Consider the following 18,896-nt stretch of genomic DNA (forward strand, 5'->3'; position numbering starts at 1 on the left):
CTCTCTTGCCGCTGTTTAGGGTTCTCTCAACGCTATTCCCCCGTCTTCGGCTTCCTCAGCCGCCGCCAGGCGGCGTGATCCGTCTGCAGATCGACGGCGGCATGTGCCGCAGGCAGGAGCGGTTTGCGCCTGCGCCGGCCGAAGCGTCGTTTGAAGCCGAGGATATTTTCGACGAAACTCCTGGTGTAGAGGCCAGGTCCACTCGAATAGATGCGCCATCCACCGTCGACGGCGATCTTTCCGGTCTTGATGCGCGCCCAATGCTGCGCCGCCTGATAACGGTCATGGAAAGCCGCGTCGCTGCTGCTGAAATAGGTGTTGCGCTGGCGCAGTGAAGCATGCGGCAAGGCCGTCGTGACGGCGATCGGATTGACGACTGATATCGCCTTCCACAGCTCCTCTGCCGAAGCCTCCAGCGCGAGCGTTTCGCAATAGCGCAGATGCGCATGCACATACATCAGCCCGATCTCGCGGCCGAAGAAGGAGGAGGATTCGGCCCGGCGAAACAGCGTTTCGGGCCCGCCGGCGTAGGTCGCCGGCTTTTCCATCAGCCGCACGCCATCGGGGAAGAGCAGATGCTCTTCGATCAGCCGCATATGATGCCGCCTCTGCGTCGGCGTAAACAGCTTGCCGAGCATCGCCTGCGTCATCGAGATCAGCGAGAAGGAAAGGCCTGTGCGTTTATCGCTCGGATGCAGCAGCAATTCGACGCCGTTATGGGCGGGATCGAAGATGCCATAGCCGGCGACGACGCCGTCGCGCACCAGATGTCGGTTGAAATCCCGGCGCATCGCGGTTGCGATCTTCCGCAGAGCCTTTGCCTTGCCGCCCTGGCCGCGGCGGCGCAGGATGGCGGAATAACGGACGAACTGCTCATAGAGCAGGGCGACGGTCCAGCTGCTGACCATCCAGTCGCGCAGATGCGGATCGGCCGGCTGCAGTGAGTCGTTCCAGTCTCCCTCGCCATAGCGGATCAGATGCGTTCCCGGGATGAACTGTGTGCGGACGGTATCGAGCAGCTTCTCGACATGGGTCGCGACGGCATCGGGATGGGGCGTCTTCTGCATGGTCTTTTCGTCGCGCCAGGATACCTTCTCATCGAGAATGGCGAGATCGCCGGTCGCTTCGATATAGTCGCAGAGCGCCTTTAACGGCCAGACGATGACGTCGCCGTGACTGTCACCCGCCCGGATGTTGGCATAGGGCTCCAGCATGAACCATTGCGGCCAGTCGCCTTTTTCCAGATATTGTTCGCTGAAGACGGTCTTCACCACCTCCCTGGCTTCGCGGTCGTGCTCATAGGCAAGCAGGAATTCGATCGGCCCCTGGCAGGCGTCGCGCGTACCCCAGGCCGCACCCGTATATTGTTCCAGGCCGTGCGGCACGCTTAGATGGACGATGGCGTCATGCGCGAGCCAGGGCAGGAGGGTTGCCTGGGCGGCGAGATCGGGTGAAGGACTGTCGATCCTCATGCCGCGCACGGTGTTGCGCCAGAATGACGATGCCGGCGCAAGCATGGCCTCATCGGTGAGGCCGGCCTCATACCGGCTCGCCAGCCGTTCGGCTTCTTCGGCATCGGTCATCGAGCCAACGACGGCAAAGGAGAACGCCCGCGTTGGCAGGGACTTGAGCGCGATGAAGGCGCCGTTGCGCGCAACGCCATCGGCATAGAGCAACTCGTCGCCGCCGATCTCGTCGATTGTATCCGGCGTCGAACTCACCAGCCAGTAGACGGCTTCGGGATAACGCTCGCCCCAGAGCCAGGCCGGGTCCGGCCGGAAAGAGATGCGTTTGCGGCCGGGATCGAATTCGATGTTCCCGCCGGCGTCATATTCGCGCTCCCCGAGCACGATATGACCAAACACCAGGAAGCGGCACGGCTTGCCTTCCACGGACACACTCCATTGCATCGCCGCATCCTCGCCGGAAGCGATCGCCGTGACGATGATCCTGCGATCCGGGCACTCATAGATCCAGCGGCAGTCGCTCAGCCCCATCTCGAAAGCCGACGGCACCGCCAGAAGCTGCCAGCCCGCGCCGAGATCGACCATGATGCGCAGCCCGCTGGCGCGCGTCAGATTGTAGGGATCGCGGGATACCGAAAAGAGCTTGTGGAAGGACGTATTGCCGATCGTCAGCTGCGCGGCGAAAATCCCTTGCATCCAGCAGCTGGCGGCAAGGGTGGTATCGTCGAGCAGCATGTTTTGACCGCTCCGCACGATGGCGCCATGGCGCCGCGCGACGATGAGTTCCTTGTCGCGCAGAACGACGTGGCGGTTGAGCACGCCGTCCGGCACGAAAAATGAAAGAAGCTTTCCGTGCGCGCGCTCTTCCAGGCTCCGCTCCGGATAGAGCTTTCGGATCGCCTTCAGATCCAGCGACTCTGCCTCCAGCAGGGGCGCATCCTGGAGCAGGCTGCGAGCGGCCGCGGCCGCCTCCGGATCGGCGGCTGCACTCTCCGGCACCTTGATATCCTCGAGCCGCGAGAGGTCGGCATCGCTTGACGCCTCGGAATGATCGGCGGCGAACAGGGCAAAGAAGGTCGCAGCCGCGCCGTCTGCGGACACGGAAAGCGGTCTCGACTGAATGGCCGGACAGGCCGTCTCCTGCTGCCGCCGTTCGCTCGGCAGGCTGGTGCCGAAGGGACCGACCAGCAGGTCGCCCTGTCCGTGCTTCGCCTGCACCAGCTGGATCGCATCCGTGGCATAGGCGGCCGCGCCATTGAAGCAACCCTGGATGAGCCAGGGATTGCGGGGGCCCGACTGCTTGAGATTTTGCCGATTCATGACGACGGGGCCGTATGTCTCGTGATCGGCGATATGGTGATCGACATATTGCGAAGCATAGGCCTCGCTGTTCATCAGGAAACCGCGATCGCCGAGACCGACGTCCTGGACGAGCACCAGATCCACCGGCAGCGTTCCCTTCTTCGGATGCTTGAGCGAGACGCGCCAGAACCAGGCCGTTTCGGAAGCATGAAGCTCGAGGCGGACGGTGTAGCTGACATCGCCGGCCTTGCCGCTCCAGGAAAAGCTCGTCGCATCGTGCCCGAAGCGGCCGTCGGCGCGAGGGCCGACGATCTCGACGACATCAGGCTTGGCGCCGCCGATGCGCAGGTAAAGGCGGCTGATGCCGCCGTAGAGCGGCGAGCCCTGGATCTGATTGATCTGCACCGCCCCCTTGTCGTCGGCATATTCGATGGCAAACAGCGTGCCGTTCGGCAGCGCCGATATCGACAGGCCGGAACCGTTGCTAATGGCGAGAAGACCCAGCTCTTCGCGTCGTGGCATTTGCAAACTGCGCTTGAGGTTCAGGGCCATTGAGATCTCGTCGATTGGTGTCCGCGGGGGAATCAAAGGATGGCTCAAAAAGATTGAGAGAAATCTTACCGGTGACGGGAAGATCGACAAGGTGGCGCGACCGATAGACTCACATCAGAGCGGATCAGAAAACGAGAGGACTGGCATTTGACCCCGGTCGCGGCGGCGCAGATGGTTACCGCCACTTCTCGACGAGAAATCCCGATGATCCCTGAACGGGATCGGTATCGGGCAGGGGTACCGAGGAGATTTTCGCCAGCATTTCGCTTGAAGCAGCCGAAGTCTGAATGTCGGCATGCTGCCCTTTGGGATAAGCCCCGATGACTTCGAACTCCGCCGTGCAGCCGAGGTTTTGGTGCCCGGTTCCGGCTGGAAGCACCAGACAGTCTCCCGCCGCGACTTCGAGCGCTCGACCGCCGGGGCCGCCGATCAGCAGTGTGGCGCTACCACGTGCAATGCCCAGGACTTCGTGAGCACCGCAATGGTAGTGCTGATAATCGAAGACACCGTTCGTCCAGATGCCGGTCCAACCATTTGCCGCGAAGCGGCTTTTGAAATCAGCAGGATCATCATCGGCAAAAAGCTCCCGATAGAGCAATACAGGCAGACGGGGGTTGTTCGGGACCCAGCCGCTCGGTTCGAAAATGATCGTCTCGGTGTTCATACCGACCTCCCAATGCCAATGGCTTCAAAAGCCAAACTTTTGGCGAGCGCCGGCGGTTCCACAATGGACTGGGCTTCGTCAGCGACGGTCTTCGCCCGGCGCCGGCCGCCTGGCGAAGGGGACTGAGAGCAGGGCGCAGCCGGTCAGGATGGCGACGACCATCCAGGCTTCGTTGATCGCCTGAACGCTGGCCGCGGTCTGGACCAGCGGATCGAGCGTCGCCATGGTATCCGCATCGAAGCTGCCGCTATGTGTCGATATCACCTCGGCAGGCGCGCCGACAAATGTGGCCGCCTCGATGTCGCCGGCCTGGAGGCGCGCCCAGAGGTCTTGCCCCAGCGGCTCCGAGCGTGTGTAGATGATGGTATCGATCAGCGCGATGCCGATGGCGCCGCCGAGATTGCGCATCAGATTGAAAAGCCCGCTCGCATCGGGAACGCGATCGGCCGGAAGCGTGCCGAGCGCCAGCCGGGTCGGCGGCAGCAGGCAGAACATGATGGCGACGCCGCGCACCACCTGCGGCCAGAACATTGCGTCGTAATCCGAGCGCGGATCCTGAAACGCGCTCATGCCGACGCCGATCGCAAACAGGGCGAAACCGGCGGCCGACAGCAGCCGCGCATCCATGCGCTTTTCCAGCGCGACGGCGACCGGCGCGGTGACCAGCTGCGCGATGCCGGTGACCAGCATGGTCACGCCGATCTCAAGGGCGTCGTGGCCCCTGATGAAAGCGAGAAAGACCGGCATGAGATAGACCGACCCGAAGAGGCCGATGCCGAGGATGAAGCTCAGAACCGAGCCGACGAGAAAATTCCGATCGCCGAAATTACCAAGATCGACGATCGGCCGGCGCCGGCGCAGCGTTCGCGTTATGAACGCGCCGCCCGAGACAAGGCAGACGGCCAGCAGGCTCAGCACATAGGCCGAGGTCCAGCCGCTGGTCGGCGCCTCTTTGAGGCTGAGTTCCAGCGCCGTCAGCGCTGCCGCCATCAACAGGAGCGACAGACCGTCGAGATGCCTGAGTTCGGACGGATCGACCGCCTGCTTCGGCAGGAAGCGGGCTGCCATAATTGCCGATGCAAGTCCCGGAAGGATATTGATCAGGAACAGCCAGTGCCAGGAATAGGTTTCGGTCAGCCATCCGCCAACGATCGGGCCGACGGTGGGCGCAAGCACCGCCAGCACGCCGGCAATCGTCGTCGCGAGCGCTTGCCGCTCGTTCGGAAACAGAATGAACACGGCTGAAAACACCGAGGGGATCAGCGTTCCGCCGGAAAAGCCCTGAAGCACCCGCCAGGCGACCAGCGCGCCGAAGCTGCCGCTGGCCGCACAGCCGGCGGACGCCGTCACGAACAGGCCGATGGCCACGACGAACAGCCACCGCATCGTCAGAAGCCGCGTCAGCAGGCCGGTCAGCGGGATGGCGACTACCTCGGCGATCAGATAGGCCGTCTGTATCCAGCTCATCTGATCCGGACCGATATCGAGCGCCGACTGGATGGTCGGCAGCGATGTCGCCACCACCTGAACGTCGAGGATCGCCATGAACATGCCGACGCACATGGCCAGGAAGCCGAGCCAGACGATGGCGGGCCTTCCATCAGGACGAGCAGCTTCAAGTCGTTCCGACATGCGAGGATCCCGCCAGCGCGGCATTGTCTGCATCGGTGAGAAATCTAGGACTTTCATGTTTGCGATCGAAACGATCGGCATGTCAACCGCCACGCTGCGGCGAAAAGCTTACAACGCGCACAGACCGGGGAGATCGCCACCAGCCGGGCATTGGTCGCCTATGCCCGAAACGCGACCGAGCCTGACCGGGAAGGCCAGGCTCGGTGTTCGATCGGCGAATTTGGGCCGGACGTTCTATGCGCCCGGCTCCCTCTGCGTCGGCCAGGATTAGCCGCGGAAGAGCGACAGGATGTTCTGGGACGACGAATTCGCGATCGACAGCGACTGGATCGCAAGCTGCTGCTGGGTTTGCAGGGCGGAAAGCCTGCTCGACTCCTCCTCCATGTCGGCATCGACCAGGCGACCAACACCCGAGTCGATCGAATCGGACAGCGCACTGACGAAGTCTTCCTGCAGTTCGATGCGGGTCGAGACCGAACCCAGCTGTGCACCGGCCGAGGTCATCGCCGATAGCGCGGATTCGACGGTCGACAGCGCCGACTGGATCTGGCCGGTGGTAAAATCGGTAATGTCGAGCGAGTAAACGGAATCGCCGTTTGCATCAGCCGTTCCGAGGATACCCGTGGAGGTTTCGATCGAGCCGCCGCTCATGCCGAACAGGACGTTGCCCATCGAGCTGGTATCGAGAGCATAGTCCGTCATTTTCACCGAAACGGCGCCGGAGCCATCGCGGACGAAGGACGATACGACGCTCACGGTGCCATCAGCACCGGCGACCCAGTTTTCGCCGGAGAAGGAAGCCGACTGGGCGATGCTCATCAGCTGCTCCTGCAGCTGGCTGATTTCTTCCTGGACCTTGGACTTGTCGACACCGTCTTCGGTCGCGGCCACGAGCTTGGCTTTGATCTCGTCGACGACGTCGATCGCGCTGTCCATTGCCGTATAGGCCGTATCGACCTTTGCTGCGCCGAGGCCAAGGGCGTCGGACACGGCTGACAGCGCCTTGTTGTCGGACCGCATCGTGGTCGCGATCGACCAGTAGGCGGCGTTGTCGGATGCGGTGTCGACCCGGTAGCCGGTGGAAACACGGTTCTGCGTCGATTCGAGATTGGAATTGACGGTGCGCAGCGTCTGAAGGGCTGCCATCGCGGAATTGTTCGTATTGATGCTGGTCATGGAAATGTCGCCTGATTCGGAAGTTGATCTATTGCATCCCGGGGGACATCCGGGCCGTGGCGAGCAGCCTCATGCTTATCGACCCCCTCTTCGGGGTGGTCAATTCGCCACCGTTGAGGCAATTATGGTACTTAAAGGTACTTTAATGGTTAACGCGAATGGGCGAGCCGAGATTTTTTCCCAAATTGCGACACCCCGCCGACGCCATCGGGAGAATTTGTCCTGGTGCCGGGCAGCAGAAATTCCGGATGGCCGATTGACGGCTCGGCGGCAAACTGGCTATCACTATTAAATCAATTTGATTGACTTCAACTGCCGCTCCGATCCCGGTGGCCGTGCCGGAACGCCCAAAAACCTCGTTTTTCCCAAGGAAGAGTAATCAATGTCGACACCGCGACCGAACGCCCTGCGGCTTGAAACCCTTTGGAACCCACCTGCCGAGGGCAAGGAATTCTCCTATGTCCTGCGCCTCAGGAACCTCGGCAGCGAACCGCTTTCGAATTTTTCGCTCTGCGTCAGCGGCCCGGGCCGCGTCGATCCCGCCGGGCGGGTCGAAGGCGCAACGGTGTCGCAACGGCTTTCGAACTTCACCGAATTCCAGCCGCCGGCCAACTTCGTTCTCGGCGCAGGCGACACTTGGACGATCTCCGTCTATGCGCTCAGCTGGCAGTTCCGTCACTGGACGGACGGCGCGACGAGCGCCTATCTCGCACAGTCCGATGGCAGCACCATCGTGCTCGGCGTCGAGCCGACACGCTCTTCGGTCAGCAATGCGCCGCTGAAGCGCGGTGCCGAGATCTATCCCGTTCCCGTCAACGCGCCCGTTGCGGTATCGATCATTCCCTGGCCGAACCGCGTCGCCGTCGCATCGCGCCGCCCGCTGCCGGCGGGTTTTGCGCCGCAGGCGCAGAGCCCTGAAGGGGAGGCGGCGGCGAAAAGTTTCGCGGCGCTGGTGGAGCATCTCTTCGCGGTCGAAGGCATCGTGCGAACCGAAGCCGAAGGCGCGGTTCGTGTCGGCCTGAAGGAGGCCGCCACCTTCGGGTCGGAGGCTTATCGGCTGAGCTTCGAAGAAGAGGCGATCACGATCGAGGCAAGCAGCCACACCGGCTTCCTTTACGGCCTCGTCACGCTCGGCCAGATCTGGCGCGGTGCCAGGCTGCATCCCGGCGTCTTCCAGTTTCCGGCATCCGGCGAGATCGTCGACGAGCCGTCGATGGGCTGGCGCGGCCTGCATCTCGATGTCGCCCGCCAGTTCTACGGCGCGGCCGAAGTCAAGAAGCTGTTGGCGGTGCTTGCCTGGAACAAGCTCAACCGCTTCCACTGGCACCTTTCCGACGACGAGGCCTGGCGCGTGGAGATCGATGCCTACCCGACCCTGACCGAGATCGGCGCCTGGCGCGGCCACGGTCTCGCCGTGCCGCCGCTTCTGGGTTCGAGCCCGGCCAGGACGGGCGGCTACTACACCAAGCCTGTCATCCGCGAGATCGTCGCCCTCGCAAAGAACTTCGGCATCGAAATCGTGCCGGAGATCGACATGCCCGGACATTGTTATGCCATGCAGCAGGCCATACCGGAACTGCGCGACCCGGCCGAGAAAGGCAGCTATCACTCGGTCCAGGGTTTTCCCGACAACTGCATCAATCCGGCACGCGAGCAGACCTACCAAATCGTCGAGACCATTCTTTCCGAACTCATCGAGCTCTTTCCGTTCAAGACGATCCATCTCGGCGCCGACGAGGTTCCGCTCGGCGCATGGTCCGGCTCTCCGGAAGCGCTGGCGCGCCTCAGCGCCATCGCCGGCGACGAGGTTGCCGATGCGCATGCCAAGCGGCTGAACGTTGTCACCAACACCCATGGCGCCGACGACATTCACGGCTCAGGCGCCGCCATCCTGCAGGCGGAATTCCTCGAACGCGTCCAACGCTTCCTGGCGAGCAAGGGCTGCGTCACCGGCGGTTGGGAGGAAGCGGCCCATGGCGACGTCATCGACAAGTCGAAAAGCTATCTCTGCAGCTGGCGCAATGTCGAGGTTTCGGCCGAGCTCGCCGAACGCGGCTATCAAATGGTCGTCTGCCCCGGTCAGGTCTATTATCTCGACATGGCGCTGAGGACGGACTGGGATGAGCCCGGCGCCAGCTGGGCAGGAAATTCGGACGCGGAAAAGCTCTATAATTTCGATCCGGTCGGCGGCTGGACAGCGCGCCAGAAACAGCAACTGCTCGGCATCCAGGCCTGCATCTGGTCCGAACCGATGACCGATCGCGCCGTCTTCGACCGTCTCGTCTTCCCACGCCTTTCCGCACTTGCCGAGACCGGCTGGACGAAGCCCTCGTCCAAGTCATGGGACCGTTTCAAGGCGCTCGCGGGGCTGATGCCGCTGCTCTACGGGTTGCAGGAGTCGTAGCGCCCGGATTGGCAGGAAGATGATCTGAGGGCGATCCCTTGCCGTCGCAGGAGACGGTGACGGCAAGGGTATCGGCGTTGCGTCAAGGTGAGCTGTCAGAGGCCGGTTCATCCGTCGCGGGCGGCTCACATCCGGCTGCAACGATGCGAATAGGACGGGTCCCAACAGGAGCGCCAGTCGCGCGGTCAATGGTGACCGGATCAATCTCGGTTCCGGTCTCGGCATCGAAGAAGCGGGTGACCGCGCCGCCGCCGCGGTGCTTGCGGCCCCAGGCGCCGATCGCAAACAGCACCGGCAGAAAGTCGCGGCCGGCTTCCGTCAGCACATATTCGTCGCGCGGAGGACGCTCGGAATACCGGCGTTTTTGCAGCAGCCCTTCCTCGGTCAGCGATGACAGCCGACCCGTCAGCATGGTCGGGGCGATGCCGAGGCTTTTTCGAAAATCATCGAAACGGGTCAGCCCGGCATGGGCGTCGCGCATGATCAGCATGCTCCACGCATCGCCGACAAGCGCCAGGCTGCGGGCGATCAGGCATGGCTGTTCCGAAAGATTTTTCATGTCGATATCTTTTTAGTAGTGACTTGCTATCATTTTGATAGTAACAGCTTGCGCATGGATATTCCACGATAAAACGAAGGCGACGTCGATGAGTAAGAGAGAACGCGGCATTGCCCTGGTCACCGGGGCTTCCTCCGGCATCGGGCTGGCGACGGCGAAAGCGCTGCGGCGCGACGGTTACCGTGTGTTCGGCACCAGCCGAAAGCCGATCGCCGACACCGCCGATGGGATCAGCATGCTGATATGCGACGTCATCGACGATCAATCCGTGCAGAGCACCGTCGACGAGGTTCTCAGCCGGGCAGGGCGGATCGATCTGCTGGTCAACAATGCCGGGATCGGTCTGCTCGGCGGCGCCGAGGAATCGACGATAGCGCAGGCGAAAGCCGTGTTCGACGTCAATGTCTTCGGCACGCTGCGCATGACCAATGCGGTGCTACCGGTGATGCGGCGGCAGCGCAGCGGCCGGATCGTCAACCTCAGCTCGATTCTTGGGCTGATCCCGGCGCCCTTCAATGCGCTCTACGCAGCGACCAAACACGCGATCGAAGGTTATTCGGAATCGCTCGACCATGAAGTGCGCAAACAGGGTATCCGCGTTGTGCTCGTCGAACCCGGTGTCACCCGCACCTCCTTCGAGGAGAACATGACGCGCCCCGACCGGCCGCTTGCCGTCTATGATGCGGTGCGCGCCGACGCGGAGAAGCTGATGCGCGAGATCGTTTCGAAAGGCGATGCGCCCGAGGTGGTCGCCGCAACTGTTATCCGGGCTGCCAACGCGGCCTCGCCCAAGAGACGCTACACGTCCGGGAAAGCAGCCGGACAGGTCCGCTTCATCCGCCGTTTCCTGCCCGAGTCCTTCGTCGACAAGAGCCTCCGGAAATTCAATCGGCTTTCCGATTGAACCTCGTTGCCGCGCCGCCGGCTCCTCCCAGAAACGAAAGTTCGTCCCATGAAAGCATTCCTGATCGATCGTTACAACAAAGGCGGTGCCCTCAGGCTCGGCCAGAGCCCTGAACCGCCGCTGCGCGAAAATGACGTCATGGTCGAGATCCATGCCGCCAGCGTCAACCCGCTGGATGCCAAGATCCGGGACGGAGAGTTCAAGCTGATCCTGCCTTATCAGCTTCCGTTGGTGCTCGGCAATGATGTCGCCGGCGTCGTGGTGCGAGTGGGCGCCAAGGTCCGCCAATTCAAACCCGGCGACGAGGTCTATGCGCGGCCCGGCAAGGACCGTATCGGCACCTTTGCCGAGTACATCGCCATCGACGCTGCCGATATTGCGCTGAAGCCCGCCAATCTCGGCATGGAAGAGGCCGCATCCATTCCGCTTGTGGCACTGACCGCATGGCAGGCGCTGGTCGAGCGCGCCAAGCTGCAGAAGGGGCAGAGGGTGCTGATCCATGCGGGCTCCGGCGGCGTCGGCACCATCGCGATCCAGCTTGCCAAACATCTCGGCGCCCATGTGGCGACGACGGTGAGCACAGCGAACGTCGATCTGGTGAAAAGCCTCGGCGCCGACGTGGTGGTCGATTACAAGAAGGACGACTTCGAAAAGCTGCTGAACGGCTATGACGTTGTGCTGAACAGCCTCGGCAAGGAGACGCTGGAGAAATCGCTCGCCGTCCTCAAGCCCGGCGGCAGGCTGATCTCGATATCGGGTCCTCCCGATCCCGATTTCGCCAGGGAAAACGGCTTCGGCTGGTTGCTGCAGCAGGTCATGCGCTTCTTGAGCTTCGGCATCCGGCGGAAATCGAAACGCCGGGGGATCGACTATTCCTTCCTCTTCATGACGGCAAACGGCGCGCAGCTCGGCAAGATCACCGCGCTGATTGAGACGGGCGCCATCCGCCCCGTCATCGACCGGACTTTCCCATTCGAGAAGACCAACGAGGCGCTGGCCTATGTCGAAACGGGACGCGCGAAAGGCAAGGTCGTCATCGCTGTGAAGTGAGGTGAAGGCGCATCACTGTCGCTGCCGGTAGGCAGAGGGTGTAACGCCTGTGCCGAGTTTGAATGCGCGTGTCATGTGGCTCTGGCTGCTGAAGCCGCAGGCCGAAGCGATCTGTGCGATCGGGTCCGTGCCGCGCAACATCGATTTGGCGCGCTCGACACGCCGGTGGGCCACCCAGCCATGCGGGGACACGCCGTAGCTTGCCCGGAACATCCGCTGAAAATGAAAGGCGCTGAGCTGTCCGATCGCCGCCAGATCCTGCAAGTGGATCGTCTCACCGAGATGAGCCTCGATATACTCCAGGCTGCGGCGCCTCATATGAGGAGCGAGGCCGCCGCTGATCGTGCAGGGGCGCATCCCTCCATAACGCGGATCGACCCAAAAATCATTGACCGTCTGCGTCATCGCTTCTTCGGCCAGCAGATGATCACCCGCCAACATCGCTTCGGTCAGCTGCCGAAGCGTATGCGCCACGACGGGTGCATCGGCGAAGGTCACTTCGGCAACAGCCATAAGCCTGGAATCGCGATCGAACGTCTCCGCAAACATCCGGCGCATCTGATCGTCGGGAACATAGAGATGGACGAAGTCGAAGGGATCCGTGATTTCCCATTCGGAGGAGTGCCCCTGTGGCATGACGCACAAGGCGCCGGGCCGGCCTTGCGCGGCGGGGCTGCCATCCAGGCGGCGCGTTCCGGCGCCACCGTTGAGATAAAGGCTGAACGTATGTCCGTCCGGCCGCTCATAGCTCATCCTGTCGCTGCCATTGCTCCAGAGAGCTGCTGATCGCCCGAAACCCAAATCGATCGACTGCGACATCCGCGCAGAGGGAGATGCGGACAAAAACCTGAAAACCGAGAGACGGCTATCTTTCACCAATTCTTCCCCACACGTGCGAAGCCTTGCCAACAATACCGGTGGACGGCCCACGTGGCGAGTGGGAAGTCCGGGCAGATCCATTTCATAGCAAGAATCTGCAAGAGACCGGCTCACGGTTGGTCTATCGCTCGAGAAAACGAGGATCACTATCCATGGCAAATGCCGCTCTCTTCATCGCGACTGTCCTCATATGGGGCACGACCTGGATCGCCATTGCGATGCAGGTCGGTCCCGTGCCGGTCCTGGTCTCGGTCTTTTACAGATTTGCGCTCGCAGCCGTGATCCTTGTCGCCATCCTGGCTCTCATGCGGCGGCTGAATCTCCCTGCCTTGCGTGACCAACCTTTCATTCTGGCGCAGGCGCTCTGCCTGTTCAGCCTCAATTTCATCTGTTTCTACACTGCAGCCGGCTTCATTCCCTCAGGGCTGATCTCGGTCATCTTCTCGCTGGCAACGATCTACAATGCCGTCAATGCCCGCCTGTTCTTCGGCGACCGCATCACCGGCCGCACGCTCCTCGCAGCAGCGCTCGGAGCCACCGGCCTCCTCCTGCTTTTCGGAGAGGAGGTTGTCGTCGATTTCGATATGGGCACTTTGAAGGGGATCGGGCTCGCAGCGCTCGGCACGCTGTTCTTCTCGCTCGGCAACATGGCATCACGCCGAAACAGCGCGGCCGGAATCTCACCGCTGACAGCCAATGGCTGGGGCATGACCTATGGCGCGATCATCCTCCTCTTGCTGATCGCCGTGACGCAAACGCCGGTGGTGGCGCCGCCCGACATCACCTATCTCACCGCCCTGCTTTATCTCGCGGCAGTCGGATCGGTGATCGGCTTCACCACCTATCTCATGCTGGTCTCCCGCATCGGCTCCTCGCGCGCTGCCTATGCCACCGTCCTGTTCCCGATCGTCGCCCTGTCCTTGTCGACGATCTTCGAGGGCTACCACTGGACCAGTCTCGGCCTGATAGGCTTGGCGCTGACACTTCTCGGCAACGTGGTGATATTCGCACGACCTCTGCCCCGTCGCGCGCGGCAAGAAGATGCGAGGCTGCCGGCAGGCGGCTGAGATGTGTCAGCCGACCGGCTTTTGCAGGACGTCGAAGCGCGGATTGGTTTCCGAAAAGATCGGCAGGGCGGCTGCGCCGAGGATCGCTGTATCCTTGCCGGTCATACCGATCATGATGCGGGGCAACGTCCGCTTTAGGCCGGGATCGAGCGGATCGTGCAGCGGTTCCAGCCGTTCGGCCAGCCGGCGCATCAGTGACGTCGGGATGCTGCCGCCGAGCACGATGGTCTGCGGATCGAAGGCGAGCTCGAGAAAGTCGACTGTCTGCCGCAGCGGCTGGACGGCCTGATCGAGCCAGGCATCCAGACCGTCGCCGCCCCTGGCGATCAAGGCGTCGAGATCGTCGGGCGAAAGCTCCTCCGGCTTGACGATACCCATGAATTCGTAGGCGACCGAGGGCGAGATGTAGCGATCCAGGCAGCCGCGCTTGCCGCAGCTGCAGAGCCTGCCATGCGGCTCGACGATGATATGGCCGATCTCGCCGGCATTGTTGCGGCTGCCCTTGTAGAGATGGCCGTCGAGAAACATTCCGGCGCCGATGCCGCCGCCGCCGGCGAGAAACAGATAGACGAAGCTGGCCAGACCGCGGGCGACACCGTGAAGACGCTCGCCGATCGCAGCCGCCGTCGCATCGTTCTCGACCAGGACCGGCACTCCTACCCGTTGTTCCAGTGCATTCCCGACCGGAAAATCCTGCCAGCCCGGCAGGCTGTGCGGGCTGAGGGACGTGGTGCCGCCTTCGGCGTAGCGGCCGGGCAGGGCGATGCCGACACCGAGCAGCCTGCTCCTGTCGAATGCGAAGCCCTGCTGAAGTTCCTCGGCAATTGCCTGGAGAGCCGGCATCGCTCTTTCCGGATCGGGGTGTTCGACCTGGTGCTCGATGCGGGCGCAAACGGCGCCCGCGAGGTCGGTCAGCACACCGCTGGCGCGTCGGCGGCCAAGCTCCAGGCCGATCGAATAGGCTCCTTGCGGATTGATGCTGTAGGGAATGATCGGCTGGCCTCGCGCCAGCTTCTGCGCCTCGGCCGCAACGAGAAGGTGCGACCGCTCCAGCTCCTCGACGATATTCGAGACGGTCTGCGGCGTCAGCGCCGTCATCCGGGCGATCGCAGCCCGCGACAGCGAACCGTGGGTGCGGATAGCCTCGATCACCACGCGCCGGTTGTGAGACTTGGCCTGCTCGAGATTCGTGCCGGAGATCGCCTTCATGTCGCCTTCAAGGGAAGTGAAGCATCACCCTTGTCACAAGACGGACGCCGATGAAAGCCAGATTTTGGCCTTTATCGAACCTCGGCGTCGACAGGCGCAACGGCATTTCGTCGCTGTAGCAGGCCGAGGATCGTAATCCCCGATAGGCCGGTGAAGGCGCTGAGGACGGCAGTGCCGGAATAGCCGGCCATTGCCGTGCCGGCGGCAAAGACCAATGCGCCGATCCCGGCGCTGGCAAAGATGTTGACGGAGATCAGCGCGCTGCCGAGCCCCGGTCGATCGGCGATCAGATCCTGCAGATAGGTGATCGGAATGCTGATGATCGCCGCCGCGCCGATGCCGGCGAGCAAGGTCAGCGCATAGAGGTGCCACGGCTCGGAGGAAAGACCGAGAAGGCCGAGGAACACGGCATAGATGATGGTGCCGGCGGCAAGCGCCGTCATCTGGCCGGTCTTGCGGGCAATGCGCGACCAGACGATGATGAAGACGACCTCCGGCAATGCGATGATGCCGACGAGAATACCGACATCGCTGAGCGCGCCATGTGCCGCCCCGGTGGCGATCAGCGGCAAAAGGGCGTCGTTGAGATGGAGCGTGCTGGTGATGAGTGCCACCCCGAGGACATGCGCCGAAATCCGCGGCGAAACCACCTGGCGAAGCGCGCCGAGGTAGGTGAGATGATGGGTCGCGGCCATCTCCGTTCCCGCCCGCTTCGGCAGGGCGAAGACGATGATGCCCTGGCATATCAGGCACGAGATGGCGGCGAAGAGATAGGCCGGCAGCATGCTCGATGCACCCGAGAGCACAAGGCCTGTTATACCGGGGATCAGCACCCAGGAGAGCGAGATCATGGCGCGCACGCCTGAATTGGCCGTCACCATGTCGCTTCGGTTCATGCCCTGCATTGCCGCACGCGCATTGGCGAACAGCAGCGAATTCAGCGCCCCGTAGATCGGCAGCGGCAGCAATCCGCTGATGATGAAGATTGCCGCTGTGGGAAAGGCGTAGACAATGCCGTAACCGACGATGCCGAAGATGCAGGCGCCGATCATCGCCGAGCGGTATTCGCCGAGCCGATCGGCGAGATTGCCGAGCAGGACACTGACGACGACATTCACCGCCGCCGACGCAAAGGTGAGGACGGAATAAAGACCGTCGCTCAGCCCCAGTTCGCGAATGCCGACGACCGAACGATAGGGCGCCGTCATCGCTCCAGCCATTCCGAAAGTGAAAATGGCGATCATGCTGGCGCGGATCGCCGGATTACGGAAGACGTCGGGAAAGAGGCGGCTCATGCGGTCGATCAATCGTAAGGGAAAGAGGCAAGAGCGGCCGGCGGGCAAGTCCTGCGGAGATCTTCAGTAATGTTCCGATTGCGAGAAGGTCCGCGCAAGCTCGGCCTGGCCGGCCGTGAGGCCGCAATCCACCGGCAGGCAGACGCCTGTTATCGCTGCTGCCAGCGGCCCGGCAAGGAAGCCCACGGAATTGGCGACGTCCTTGGGATCGACGACGCGCTGCAGCGGATACCAGCGGCGCGCTTCTTCGAACACGTTGGGATTGGCGCTCGCGCGCGCTTCCCAGGCCTGCGTCTTCACCGTGCCGGGGGCGACGGCGTTGGAGCGGATGCCGAACTTGCCGTATTCGACGGCGACCAGCCGGGTGAAATGCAAAAGGCCAGCCTTGGCGGCGCTATAGGCCGGGTGGCCGAAGACATGCAGGCCGTTGACCGAGGCGATGTTGACGACCGAACCCTTCGTGGCCTTCAGCATCGGTTCGAAGGCGCGGAAACATAAGAATGGCGCCTCGAGATTGAGCGCATTGTCGGCCCGCCAGATCTCGGGCGTCGTATCGTGCAGGCTGGTGGCGCGGGCGGCGCCGGCATTGTTGACGAGGGTTCGAACAACGCCGATGCCGGCAGCGCGTTCTGCCAGTTCGGCAATGCTCGCCTCGCTGGTCACATCGCAGCCGACGGCAACGAAACGCTCCGCCGCGCCGAGCTTCGAAGCCACCGCGGTGGCGGCAGCCGCATCAATATCGGCAAGCAGTACGACATCATGGTCCTCGGCGAGCCGCGCGGCAATCGCCGCGCCGATATCGCCTGCAGCGCCCGTCACGACGGCGATCGATTGGCTCATTTGTTGTCGCTCCCGTTCATATGCTTCAGTCTCCAAGCAATTGCCGGTCGTCGCCGTCGCGGTGGAGGACGAGCTGCTGCTTGATGCGCCGCAGCGTCACCGTCGCCTTCGGCTGAATGGCGTAGGCGACCAGGCTCGACAGGATATCGACCATGGCGATGTAGGCGATGCGCGTCGAGGTCGGCCGATAGATATTGTTGCCCTCCGGAAGATCGATCGGCACGACGATTTCGGCGGCCTTGGCGACAGGGCTGTTCGTCTGCGTCAGGGCGATCGTCTTCACCTTGGTGTCGCGGGCAAGCTCGAAGGCCCGCACCAGCTCCATATTGCGCCCGGAGAAGGACGAACCGATCAGCACGTCGCCCGGTTTGGCGGCCGCCGCCATCATCAGCTGCATGCTGTGGTCGGAACTGGCGGTGATGCGAAGGCCGAGACGGAAGAGGCGGTTCTGCAGTTCGTCCGCGATCATCGACGAATTGCCGCCCGAGCCGAAGGCATAGATCATATCTGCCTTGGCGATATCCGAGACGGCGGCCTCGACCGCGGCAAGATCGAGCGACCGGTGCAGGAGGAAGAGCGCGTTCTGCGCCTTGGTGATGATATCCTGGGCGACATCGGCCGGATCGGTGCTCTTCGATTCCGGTTTCAGATAACGTACGCCGATATGGGCGGTGCGGGCGAGCTGAACCTTGAAATCGGAAAAGCTTTCGCAGCCGAGCCGGCGGCAAAAACGGGTGACGGTCGGCGGCGACACCTCGGCCCGCTCCGCCAGTTCGATGATCGAGGCATTCACAGCGAATTCGAAGTCGTTGACGATGATCTCCGCGATGCGGCTTTCGGAGGGAGAAAGCCGGCCTTTGTCTTCCTGCAATGTCGAAAAAATATCCAAACCCGTCCCCCCGATGGCGCCGTCAATCCTTCTTCTTATAGGCCACGCAGTCGATCTCAACCTTGCAATCGACCATCATCGACGATTGCACACAGGCGCGCGCCGGCGGATGTTCGCCGAAATACTCCTGATAGATCTTGTTGAAGGTCCAGAAGTCACGCGGATCGTCGAGCCAGACGCCGACGCGTACGACATGCTCGACGCCGTAACCGGCTTCTTCCAGGATCTCTAGAACATTGGCGATCGTCTTGTGGGTCTGGGCGATGATGTTGCCCTCGATGATCTCGCCATCTTCCATCGCAACCTGGCCGGAAACATAGAGCCACCCGTCAGCTTCGACGGCGCGCGCGAAAGGCAGCGCCTTGCCGCCGGCGCCGGTTTGAACAGTGCCATAGCGCTTGATAGGCATTCAAAGTCCTTGCAAATTATTTTCTTGATAAGTTGACAAATGACCATAGAAAGCAGAATTTGACCAGCGAAAAACACGTTTTATGAAAAGAATTTCAATCCGGGGCAGCCATGCGCGATCCTTTCCAGAATCCTTTCCCGACCGATAGCGCCCGCCGCGCCATCTGGGAGATGCTCGTTTCCCGCGATATCGATGCCTTTCTGGCCGCCGACTGGTCGATGGTCGAGCATGACTTCGTGGAAGAAGGCTTCATCGGCATCGACGGCCGGAAGGAGACCAACCCCGACAAATGGCGGCTGGCTTTCCCGACGCTCAAAGCCTACCGCCAGGAGTGGCTGAGGCAGGCGAAGGATTTCGCCGAACAGAGTTTCGCCGAAGATGCGCGCACCGCGATCTTCACCACGACGACGCTCGAAGATATCGAGATCGAAGGCGACACGGCGCTGGTGCGCAAGAAATTCGACGGCGGCATTACCAAGTCCGACGGCACCCGCGACGTCCTGCAATGGCAGACGCTCTATTATTGCCGGCTTCACCAGGGACGCTGGAAGATCTCAGGTTTCACCGGCTACCTGCCGAACCCGATGGGGTAAGGCGGG

Annotated in this window: 16 protein-coding genes; 5 read left to right on the plus strand and 11 right to left on the minus strand. The window is 62.4% G+C overall.

The annotated features are described in order from the left end of the window. Window positions 1–32 precede the first annotated feature (32 nt). The 4 genes from GGD53_RS19845 to GGD53_RS19860 form a co-directional block, all read right to left on the minus strand. On the minus strand, window positions 33–3,320 hold the full coding sequence (locus GGD53_RS19845) for a GH36-type glycosyl hydrolase domain-containing protein (RefSeq protein ID WP_184458588.1): 3,288 nt from the start codon (window positions 3,318–3,320) through the stop codon (window positions 33–35). A 175-nt stretch (window positions 3,321–3,495) separates the two neighbouring features. Beyond that, window positions 3,496–3,984, minus strand: coding sequence for a cupin (locus GGD53_RS19850; protein WP_184458589.1), 489 nt, complete (start codon window positions 3,982–3,984; stop codon window positions 3,496–3,498). A gap of 78 nt (window positions 3,985–4,062) precedes the next feature. Beyond that, window positions 4,063–5,616, minus strand: coding sequence for a DHA2 family efflux MFS transporter permease subunit (locus tag GGD53_RS19855; RefSeq protein WP_184458590.1), 1,554 nt, complete (start codon window positions 5,614–5,616; stop codon window positions 4,063–4,065). A gap of 267 nt (window positions 5,617–5,883) precedes the next feature. Beyond that, the gene (locus tag GGD53_RS19860) at window positions 5,884–6,792 is read right to left on the minus strand and encodes a flagellin (RefSeq protein WP_184458591.1); all 909 of its coding nucleotides are present in this window, start codon (window positions 6,790–6,792) and stop codon (window positions 5,884–5,886) included. 382 nt (window positions 6,793–7,174) lie between these two features. Between GGD53_RS19860 and GGD53_RS19865 the strand changes: the two genes are divergently transcribed. Then, window positions 7,175–9,196: a beta-N-acetylhexosaminidase gene (locus GGD53_RS19865; RefSeq protein WP_184458592.1), complete on the plus strand. Its 2,022-nt coding sequence runs from the start codon at window positions 7,175–7,177 to the stop codon at window positions 9,194–9,196. An 82-nt stretch (window positions 9,197–9,278) separates the two neighbouring features. Here the strand turns inward: GGD53_RS19865 and GGD53_RS19870 are convergent, their stop codons facing one another. Continuing rightward, window positions 9,279–9,755 carry a winged helix-turn-helix transcriptional regulator gene (locus tag GGD53_RS19870; protein ID WP_184458593.1) on the minus strand — a complete coding sequence of 159 codons (477 nt, stop codon included), beginning with the start codon at window positions 9,753–9,755 and terminating at the stop codon, window positions 9,279–9,281. 88 nt (window positions 9,756–9,843) lie between these two features. Here GGD53_RS19870 and GGD53_RS19875 point away from each other — a divergent pair, with 88 nt between their 5' ends. Then, entirely contained in the window at window positions 9,844–10,659 is an 816-nt protein-coding gene (locus tag GGD53_RS19875; protein WP_184458594.1) for an oxidoreductase, read from the plus strand. Window positions 10,660–10,707: 48 nt separating this feature from the next. Continuing rightward, window positions 10,708–11,709, plus strand: coding sequence for an NADP-dependent oxidoreductase (locus GGD53_RS19880; RefSeq protein ID WP_184458595.1), 1,002 nt, complete (start codon window positions 10,708–10,710; stop codon window positions 11,707–11,709). 12 nt (window positions 11,710–11,721) lie between these two features. Here GGD53_RS19880 and GGD53_RS19885 read toward each other — a convergent pair whose 3' ends face one another. Further along, window positions 11,722–12,462, minus strand: a complete 741-nt coding sequence (locus tag GGD53_RS19885; RefSeq protein ID WP_184458622.1) for a helix-turn-helix domain-containing protein — start codon at window positions 12,460–12,462, stop codon at window positions 11,722–11,724. A 278-nt stretch (window positions 12,463–12,740) separates the two neighbouring features. Here GGD53_RS19885 and GGD53_RS19890 point away from each other — a divergent pair, with 278 nt between their 5' ends. Further along, complete coding sequence (locus GGD53_RS19890) at window positions 12,741–13,655, plus strand: DMT family transporter (protein WP_184458596.1); 915 nt, start codon at window positions 12,741–12,743, stop codon at window positions 13,653–13,655. A gap of 6 nt (window positions 13,656–13,661) precedes the next feature. Here the strand turns inward: GGD53_RS19890 and GGD53_RS19895 are convergent, their stop codons facing one another. From GGD53_RS19895 to GGD53_RS19915, 5 genes are all read right to left on the minus strand, one after another. Beyond that, window positions 13,662–14,864 (minus strand): ROK family transcriptional regulator, encoded by a 1,203-nt coding sequence (locus tag GGD53_RS19895; protein WP_184458597.1) that lies wholly within the window; start codon window positions 14,862–14,864, stop codon window positions 13,662–13,664. A gap of 71 nt (window positions 14,865–14,935) precedes the next feature. Next, window positions 14,936–16,159: an MFS transporter gene (locus GGD53_RS19900; RefSeq protein WP_184458598.1), complete on the minus strand. Its 1,224-nt coding sequence runs from the start codon at window positions 16,157–16,159 to the stop codon at window positions 14,936–14,938. 63 nt (window positions 16,160–16,222) lie between these two features. Continuing rightward, window positions 16,223–16,999 (minus strand): SDR family oxidoreductase, encoded by a 777-nt coding sequence (locus GGD53_RS19905; protein ID WP_184458599.1) that lies wholly within the window; start codon window positions 16,997–16,999, stop codon window positions 16,223–16,225. A 25-nt stretch (window positions 17,000–17,024) separates the two neighbouring features. Beyond that, window positions 17,025–17,888 carry a MurR/RpiR family transcriptional regulator gene (locus GGD53_RS19910; protein WP_184458600.1) on the minus strand — a complete coding sequence of 288 codons (864 nt, stop codon included), beginning with the start codon at window positions 17,886–17,888 and terminating at the stop codon, window positions 17,025–17,027. Between the two features lie 22 nt (window positions 17,889–17,910). Next, a complete protein-coding gene (locus tag GGD53_RS19915) occupies window positions 17,911–18,297 on the minus strand; it encodes a RidA family protein (protein ID WP_184458601.1) in 387 nt (128 codons plus the stop codon). Window positions 18,298–18,407: 110 nt separating this feature from the next. On the opposite strand from GGD53_RS19915, the gene GGD53_RS19920 reads away from it, so the two are divergent. Beyond that, complete coding sequence (locus GGD53_RS19920) at window positions 18,408–18,890, plus strand: hypothetical protein (RefSeq protein ID WP_184458602.1); 483 nt, start codon at window positions 18,408–18,410, stop codon at window positions 18,888–18,890. The last annotated feature ends 6 nt before the right edge of the window (window positions 18,891–18,896 follow it).

This window comes from Rhizobium aethiopicum, from assembly GCF_014197535.1.
In the GTDB taxonomy this organism is placed as follows: domain Bacteria; phylum Pseudomonadota; class Alphaproteobacteria; order Rhizobiales; family Rhizobiaceae; genus Rhizobium; species Rhizobium aethiopicum_A.

Excerpts from the sequence above, each read along its gene's own strand:
- GGD53_RS19845 (WP_184458588.1), bottom strand. The coding sequence starts at position 3,320 with ATGGCCCTGAACCTCAAGCGCAGTTTGCAAATGCCACGACGCGAAGAG.
- GGD53_RS19850 (WP_184458589.1), bottom strand. The coding sequence starts at position 3,984 with ATGAACACCGAGACGATCATTTTCGAACCGAGCGGCTGGGTCCCGAAC.
- GGD53_RS19855 (WP_184458590.1), bottom strand. The coding sequence starts at position 5,616 with ATGTCGGAACGACTTGAAGCTGCTCGTCCTGATGGAAGGCCCGCCATC.
- GGD53_RS19860 (WP_184458591.1), bottom strand. The coding sequence starts at position 6,792 with ATGACCAGCATCAATACGAACAATTCCGCGATGGCAGCCCTTCAGACG.
- GGD53_RS19865 (WP_184458592.1), top strand. The coding sequence starts at position 7,175 with ATGTCGACACCGCGACCGAACGCCCTGCGGCTTGAAACCCTTTGGAAC.
- GGD53_RS19870 (WP_184458593.1), bottom strand. The coding sequence starts at position 9,755 with ATGAAAAATCTTTCGGAACAGCCATGCCTGATCGCCCGCAGCCTGGCG.
- GGD53_RS19875 (WP_184458594.1), top strand. The coding sequence starts at position 9,844 with ATGAGTAAGAGAGAACGCGGCATTGCCCTGGTCACCGGGGCTTCCTCC.
- GGD53_RS19880 (WP_184458595.1), top strand. The coding sequence starts at position 10,708 with ATGAAAGCATTCCTGATCGATCGTTACAACAAAGGCGGTGCCCTCAGG.
- GGD53_RS19885 (WP_184458622.1), bottom strand. The coding sequence starts at position 12,462 with ATGAGCTATGAGCGGCCGGACGGACATACGTTCAGCCTTTATCTCAAC.
- GGD53_RS19890 (WP_184458596.1), top strand. The coding sequence starts at position 12,741 with ATGGCAAATGCCGCTCTCTTCATCGCGACTGTCCTCATATGGGGCACG.
- GGD53_RS19895 (WP_184458597.1), bottom strand. The coding sequence starts at position 14,864 with ATGAAGGCGATCTCCGGCACGAATCTCGAGCAGGCCAAGTCTCACAAC.
- GGD53_RS19900 (WP_184458598.1), bottom strand. The coding sequence starts at position 16,159 with ATGAGCCGCCTCTTTCCCGACGTCTTCCGTAATCCGGCGATCCGCGCC.
- GGD53_RS19905 (WP_184458599.1), bottom strand. The coding sequence starts at position 16,999 with ATGAGCCAATCGATCGCCGTCGTGACGGGCGCTGCAGGCGATATCGGC.
- GGD53_RS19915 (WP_184458601.1), bottom strand. The coding sequence starts at position 18,297 with ATGCCTATCAAGCGCTATGGCACTGTTCAAACCGGCGCCGGCGGCAAG.
- GGD53_RS19920 (WP_184458602.1), top strand. The coding sequence starts at position 18,408 with ATGCGCGATCCTTTCCAGAATCCTTTCCCGACCGATAGCGCCCGCCGC.